4 protein-coding genes and 1 rRNA gene are annotated in these 7,714 nt (G+C 64.4%); all 5 read right to left on the reverse strand.

The features are described from left to right. Positions 1-79: ribosomal RNA gene (locus EBB56_RS00005) — 16S ribosomal RNA — on the reverse strand; the annotation flags it as partial. A gap of 679 nt (positions 80-758) precedes the next feature. Next, positions 759-1,517 (reverse strand): efflux RND transporter periplasmic adaptor subunit, encoded by a 759-nt coding sequence (locus EBB56_RS00010; RefSeq protein WP_052704557.1) that lies wholly within the window; start codon positions 1,515-1,517, stop codon positions 759-761. A 153-nt stretch (positions 1,518-1,670) separates the two neighbouring features. Continuing rightward, positions 1,671-3,620: a DEAD/DEAH box helicase gene (locus EBB56_RS00015; protein ID WP_124802244.1), complete on the reverse strand. Its 1,950-nt coding sequence runs from the start codon at positions 3,618-3,620 to the stop codon at positions 1,671-1,673. Positions 3,621-3,624: 4 nt separating this feature from the next. Beyond that, a complete protein-coding gene (locus tag EBB56_RS00020) occupies positions 3,625-5,787 on the reverse strand; it encodes a peptidase M50 (RefSeq protein WP_045995148.1) in 2,163 nt (720 codons plus the stop codon). A 3-nt stretch (positions 5,788-5,790) separates the two neighbouring features. Next, positions 5,791-7,671 (reverse strand): efflux RND transporter periplasmic adaptor subunit, encoded by a 1,881-nt coding sequence (locus tag EBB56_RS00025; RefSeq protein WP_108449915.1) that lies wholly within the window; start codon positions 7,669-7,671, stop codon positions 5,791-5,793. Positions 7,672-7,714 lie beyond the last annotated feature (43 nt).

Genomic DNA, 7,714 nt, shown 5'->3' on the forward strand with positions numbered 1-7,714 from the left:
AGGATCGTTTCCGCTCGACTTGCATGTGTTAGGCCTGCCGCCAGCGTTCAATCTGAGCCATGATCAAACTCTTCAGTTTAAAGTCTGATAGTCCGTTAAGCGGACCAAACTTGGCTCAAGGCTCAAACGTCTCGTTTGACGAGTCGCTTGCCTTGATATTTCAGTGACAGTGTCACTGACTCATCGGCAAGCGCCCACATGAATTACCTGATCAAATTATTAAAGAGCGTGCTCTGGGCTCTATAGAAGAGCTTAAAGAGCTTCTCGCTTTGCAGCGCCTGTTGGCGCAGCGCCCTGCGAGGAAGGCGCATTCTACAGAATCGAAGCATTTCGTCAAGGCTTTCTTTTTTCGCCATGCTAGCGATGCCTGCAGGACCCAAGAGAAAGCGAAGCGAGCCTGACGCGCATCCTGCGATGCCGTCCTGGCGACTCCGATCGAGTGGCGAGCATTTTACCGATTTCTCGTTGCCCGTCAAGCGGAGAATTTTTCGAAGACTTCAAAAAGCCTTTTCAAAACAATCACTTTTACCACTCTTCACCGCCTGTGACGTTTGCTCGTCGTCGGCAGCGGATGCGTACTTTACGGATCGGGGCCGGCCTTGGCAAGCACTTCGTGTAAAAAAATTTCACGCCACCGTCATCTGCATGACATCCCCGACAAGGCGACGAGGAAGGCGCCAAGAAATTGCAGCAAACCGTCGGGGCTTTCCCTGCTTATCTGGCTCGTCATGGAGCATCCACTGACGTGTCGAATCGGCCTAGGCGTCGCCGCCTTCCACGATGCCGCCGAGCTCACAGGCGATCCCTGCCGGAATCTGCTCATCTGGATTGGCAAGCCGCATGGCCAAGGCGAAGGTCCCGCTCGAAGCGTCGATCACCGGGTCCACATGGATGACCTCCGCTGAATAGCGTTGCCCCACCGGGCTCGATAGCGTTACCTCGATGACATCTCCTGCAGCGATTCTTCCGTAAGCGGCCAGCGGCAAAGCGGCCTCGATGCGTAGCGGATCGAGCTGAACCAGTTCAAGCACCGGCGTGGCGTCAACGAATTCACCCTCCTCCGCCAGGCGTTCGCTCACCCACCCATCGAAGGGAGCCCGCGTCGTGAGCTGTTGCAGACGTGCATTGGCGAGATTGACCTGCAGGCGGGCCAGGCGAAGCTCGGTATCGATCTCGTCACGTTCGCTCTCGCTGAGCATATTGCGCTCGATCATTCGCTGGTTTCGCTGCATGCGTCGTGACGCATAGGCGGCGCGAGAACGCTCCAGTTCGACACTGGCGGATTCGACATCCCGCATCAGCGAAAATAGCGGATCGCCAGCCGCCACCCGCACGCCCGCTTGTACGTCGATTCGCTCGATGACGCCCGGCACCTGGCTCGACAGAGCAGCCTGGCGACCTGGCTCCACCAGGCAGCTTATTTCACCAAATCCCGGTTCTTGCAGGTCCGTGTCCTGCGCCAGTGCCGGCGCGGCGATGCATCCCAGGGCGACGATCAGTGATCTCGCTGCTTTCATGCGCACTTCCTTTCCATGACGGAGACAAGGGTTAAACAACGATCGGCTATCAGCGCAGACCATGGCCATACAGATCTGCCAGTGGGAAAAACCATAGAGCGGATGAAAGGAATGAACGCGCCTCTTTCCGCGCCATGCCACTTCCGCGCCACGCTACTCCCCTCTTCCGCTGAAACCCAGTTGGTCATCTTCACGCCAGTCGGCTTCGAGCAAACGTGCCCGCTCCCGGGCGTGGCGACGCTCCCTGGTCTGCTGCGCGCGGCGCAGTCGTGTGGCAAGCCTTCCAAGACGGCGTTGCCAGCCATCCAGTTCCGTCAGCAATTCATCCTCTTCGGACAGCACCCACTCGACGCTGCCCGGATCGCCCTGGCGAGCGCAGCGCCCCATGATCTGACGATCTATCCGCGCAGCGTCGTGATGGCCCGCCAGGATCACGTGCAGGCCGCCCGCACCACGAGTCACCGGATCAAGCGGAATATCGGTCCCGCGTCCTGCCATGCTGGTGGCAAGGGTGACCGCCCCTGGCGCCCCGGCTGCGGCGACGACCGCCGCTTCGTCGGCGTCCTGGCGAGCGCTCAGTATTCGGTGTGCAATGTCGTTGGCCTTGAGTCTCGCCGAAAGCGCTTCGGCATCAGCGAGGCTGACGGTGGTCACCAGCACAGCACGCCCTTGCGCGACGAGAGAAGGAAGACGTTGGCAGATCCATTCCCACTTGGCCGCCTTCGTGTCGCAACGCATCACCTTGCCGAGACGCCGCCGGCCAGGCCGATGAGGGGGCACCGTCACCACCCTCTGACGGTAGGTAGTCCAGAGTTCGCGCCGCACCTCCCTGGCCGTACCGGTCATACCCGACAGGTGGCGATAGCGGCGAAAGAAACGCTGGTAGGTCAGACGCGCCAGGGTAATGTTGGGATCGCTGGGCTCGCACCCTTCGCGGCGCTCGATCATCTGCTGCAGCCCCTTTTCCCAGCGCCGATCCTCCATCACCCGGCCGGTGTGCTCGTCAATGATCAGCACCTTGCCATCCCGTACCAGGTAGTGGACGTCACGTTGAAAGTGGTGCTGCGCCAGCAGAGCCTGCTGGATCAACCACTGCTGACGGGAACGTCCCTGCCAGTGTCCGGCCATCGACTGGCGGGACAGTCGTTCGACCTGCGATTCCAGATAACGCTTGCCGCTGTCGGTCAACAACAGCTGCCCCTGTTCCCGCACGAAGTGCTCGTCCTCGACAAAGCGCTTCGCCATGGCGATGGCCTCATCGACAAGCGCAATATCCAGTACACCCTCGCCGGCGGGGCCAGACAGGATCAAGGGAGTCCGCGCCTCGTCCATCAGCACGCTGTCAGCCTCGTCGACGATGGCGAAGTGCAGCCCTCTGAGCAGCAGCCTGTGGCTGGTGAGACGCCCCTGCAGTCGTGCAGCGTGGGCGCTCAAGGGGTGACGCCTGGTGCCCAGCTCCTGAGTGTCCCGCAGGTAGTCGAATACCAGTTCCTTGTTGGTGCAGTAGACCACATCCGCCGAGTAGGCCCTGCGCCTTTCGGCGGGCGTCATGCCGTGGACCACCGAGGCCACCGAGAGACCCAGGCGGGCGTAGACGGGGCCCATCTTGTCGGCGTCCCTTGACGCCAGGTAGTCGTTGACCGTGATGATGTGCACCGGGATGCCGGCCAGGGCGGCGGTAGCAGCCGGCAAAGTGGCCGTCAGGGTCTTGCCCTCGCCGGTCTGCATTTCCGCTACCTGCCCCTTCAGCAGGACCATGCCCCCCAACAGCTGCACGTCGTGGTGTGCCATGCCCAATTCACGTCGTGCCACTTCCCTGACCAGGGCGAAGGCACGTGGCCATAGCCACCCAACCACGCCGCGACGGCGCAACGCCTGGCGCAGAAGGCCAGCCTGCGCATCGAGCGCGGTGTCGTCGAGTCGTGACAGCTGCCGCGCATGCCAGTGAATGACGGGAAGACGGCAACGCAAGACCCATCGTCTGACCGAGGAGGGCCCGCCGAGGCTTGCCCTCAACCCGTGCCAGGCCCGTTCCAATGCACCAGGTGCTGACACCGGGCGCTCGGCGCGGCTGATGACGTCTGCGGGAACTCGTGTCAGCATCGACTCAGCGCTCGAACAGGCGCAGGAAGGAACGCCGGACCTGCCGCCACATGCGGAATCCAATCGGCTCCGGTGTGTGCTCGATACGCACCTGGACACCTTGACCCAGGCGCACCCTTGCAACGCTCTCGATCAGGCCGGTGGCGCTGAAGTCCGCCAGATGATGCCGACGAAAGGCCCTCAGCGGCTCGCCTTCCCCCGACGCCGCCGTGGGGTCCAGGGCGACATCGCCTCCGCCCTTCTGGGTGAGACTCAGGCTCGGCACCTCATGACTGGCGCCAGGGGACAACCGCAGCAGGTGCGAGGCGGCGGCCTCCACATCACCGCCGCTACGCACGCTGACGCTGCGCCGGTCGTCGCGCACGAGTTCCGCCTGGTGGGTCGGCACCAGCGTCCGCACTCGCAGGTCACCGGATTTGACCAGCACCCCGAGGGCCTGGCCGCGGCGAACATGGCTACCCAGGAGGGGCGCCCCTTCGGGCATCATCCAGCGTCCATCGTGGGGGCTCGTCAGCAATGTCGCCGCCGCTCTGCGCCTGGCATCGACCAGCTGACCATCGACCAGGCGCTGCGTCTCCGCCAGCACCGACAGCGCCTGCGGGTCGCGAATGTCGGCCTGCTGCTGCTGCTGAATTTCCCGTGCCCTGGCCTCGAGCAGCCTCACCTCGGCGTCGAGTTCCGGTGCCGCGATACGGGCAATCGGGTCGCCGGTGCGAAGTGGCTGCCCTTGTATCGCCATCAGTTCGACCAGCTCACCGCTGACACCGGACCGCAGGCGCGCGGGCTCGGCAGAATCGATCACCCCCTTTAGGGTTGTGGCGTGAGGCGCGGGCACCAGCAGCAGGCCCGCCAGCAGCAACGCCAGGCCGCCGAGCAACCAGCTCCAGGCGCGAGTGCGAGAACCTTCGAGTTGGCTATCCACGGACATGGCCTTCAACAGCTTGAACAGGGGCAACAGCAGCGTCATGGTCACCGACCACAGCGCCAGCAGGATACCGATGAACAGGTACTGGGTGGCGACGAAGGTGGCGATGACCACCATGATGATCAGTCGGTAGACGAAGGACAGCACCGCATAGGCCACCAGCCACCAGGCCTCCTTGAGCGAACCGGCCTGACCGCTGACATCGCGACGTCCCAGCAGGTAGCGCTTGACCACGTAGGTGAGCTGCTGGTTGGCGCGGGAAAACAGATTCGGAATTTCCAGGTAGTCGGCCAGCACGTAGTAGGCGTCGAAGCGCAGCAGCGGGTTGCCGTTGAACATCAGGGTCGAGACACCGCCGATCAACATGACGTTGAAGGCCAGCGAGCGAACAACGCCAGGCTCGGCCATGGCCCACACCAGCATGGCCGTCGCCGCCAGCCAGAGTTCGACCAGCACTCCGGCGGCCCCGACCAGCATGCGCTTGCCCTTGTCCGGGCAGGCCGCAGCGGCGCTGGCGTCGACGTAGGGTACCGGGAAAAAGACCAGCAGCATCACCCCGATCTCGTGGACCTCGCCGCCCGCGTCGCGCGTGGCCCAGGCGTGCCCCAGTTCGTGCAGGGTCTTGATCAACGGGTAGACCAGTGCCATCAGCAACAGATTGTCGACCCCCAGCACCCGATCGGCCAGGTTGTCGCTCAGCTGCGTCCAGTGGATGCCTGCGACCACCAGCGCCAGCACCACGGTCGCCAACCACAGCACCGCGCCCAGCGGGCCCAGCAGCGGCCTTACCAGCGGGTAGCTCGCGGCGACGAAGCGCTCCGGATCCAGCAGCGGGATGCGGATGCCCAGCGGCGACTTGATCAGCTGCAGCCACTTGCTGCGACGCTGCCGCGTCTGACGCCGTGACAGTTCCTCGATATTGATGTCTTCGTGCCCCGAAAGCAGATTGGCACGATGCAAGCGACCGATCAGGGTGACCAGTTCCTGCTGTGTCGGCATGGCTTCGCCCAACGACCGGCTGACCTGATGCCAGATGTCGTCGAGGGTGCGTCGTCCATCGAGTCGCCCGATGATCTGATAGGACTCCGGCGTAAAACGATGCACCTGTCCAGTCAGGGAATCGTGCAGCACGTACCACGGTTCGCCGCGATACTCGTGGCGTGACAAACGCGCATGCCGGCGCAGGCGCAGGCGTAGATCGGCGACTCGGTGCCAGTGCTGGCTGAACAGTGCAGTGGTCATGATTCACCCCCACCAGCGCCACAGCGTCAGCTTGAGCCAGTCTCGCAGCCCGCGGGTCCAGATCTCGATCAGCGGACCTTCGCCGACCTCGACCCGCGCAATACCCGACAACCCAGGGCGCAGCAAGCGTTCCACCTGCCGGGGGTCAACCTCGCCGGCGTTCATCTCCAGGCGAGCCTCGACGATAAAGCGGGTCTGACCTTCACCGCTGGTGCTCCGAGGTGTGATCCGCTCGACCACCAGCGGCCAACGCTTGCCGGTCATCGAGGCCAGCACCATCGAGCCATGCTGGGTCGGCGCCAGATCATCGATACGGCCCTCGGGCACGGCCAGGTCCAGGCGAAACCCGTCCAGCGGAGAGACGCGAAACAGCTCCTCGCCTTGCTCGGTCACCGCGCCCAGTCGCTGGGTCAGGTCGCCACTGACCACCACCCCATCGAAGGGCGCGACCAGGGTGGCCCGATTGAGCCTGGACTCGACCAGCGCAACCCGCGCCTCGGCCTGCTCTCGCTGAGCCGCCAGCACGTTGAGCCCGGCGCGATCACCACGCGCGCGGGACTCCTGCTCCTGACGTGACAGCTTGGCGATTTCGCTCTGCCATTGCAGCCGTTCCAGCAGCAGCTCCCGGGTTTCCATGCTCGCCAGCACCTGCCCGCGCTCGACACGATCACCGGCTCGCACGCTGGTTGCCTCGAGATACCCCCGGAACGGCGCCGAGATCACCCGCTGCACACGACTTTCGACGGTCACCTCCGCCGCCACCTCGTCCACCGTGGTGATCAGGGTGGAGGCGACCAGCAGAGCCACCAGCGCCAGCACCGCCAGCTTGAGCCCGAGATGTCCCGGTCCAAGCAGGCGCCCCAGTTGCTCGCCAGCCGATGCCAGCGCCTTGACCACCAGCGGCCGGTCGTTGCGCCTTTTCTCCTCCAGCGCACGGGTGCATAGCGCCAGCAGACTCTCCAGCGCCTCGATCTCGTCGAGGGTAAAGGGTCGATCGCGTTCCAGGGTCACGGCGCCACGCGCCACCCCATCGTCGAGGCAGGGTACGCTGACCACCGAAGGAACACCGCCGAGGGTGACCAGCTCCTGATGGGCCAGCTGGACACCGCCATCGTGCCGCCCTGCCGCACCTTCCACGGGAGGACAGGCCACGCTGGCCAACTGGTCGAGCGCCTCATCCATGGCCGCCGCCGTGGCCTTCACCCGATTCATCTTGCGATTGAACTGGGCGCTGTGGGAAATCTGCAACACGCGACAACTGGCACCGCGGCGCCAGCCGAGGCTTACGCGTTCGGCACCGAATTGCTCGGCCAGACGGGTCACCAGCTGTGCCGAGGCTGCGGCGAAGGTAGCCTCGGACAGCACGCCGGCCAGCAGGGACAGGCGGTCCCCGAGTACCGCCTGGTGTCGCAGCATGTCTTCTTGCCGCTCACTCATCAGGTCCCGTTCCAGCGCAGCGACACCTTCCTCGAGTCGCTGCATCAGTGGCACCAGGGACTGACGTGCCCGCGCCACACCGTCGTCGGAGGTGTCGCGCAGGCCAGGCGGAATCGCCAGGCTCAGCGCTACCGCGCCTGCCACCTCGCCATCCATGCTCACCGGATAGCCGATGCCCAGGTGCGCCTCATCCAGTTGGCTGACCATGCCACTGGCAACCTCGGCGACCTCACTTGCCAGCGCCAGCAGTGCCTCGCCGGCGCCCTCGCTGAAGCCCGGCCACAGCGCCACTGGCTCGATGCCGGATGGCCCACGCCACGCCACCAATCCCTCGACCAGCCGCACCTCATCGACAGCGCCGCTGCGCTCACAGTGCCGGGCCAGCCAGTGCTGCATCCGTTCACGCATGGACGCTTCAACGTCGCCCCTTGCCTCGTCTAGCAGCATACCGCTCCCGCTGGCCCGTTCAGGCCCCTCATCAAGGTGTCAA

Source organism: Halomonas sp. YLB-10 (assembly GCF_003856855.1).
Lineage (GTDB): Bacteria > Pseudomonadota > Gammaproteobacteria > Pseudomonadales > Halomonadaceae > Halomonas > Halomonas litopenaei.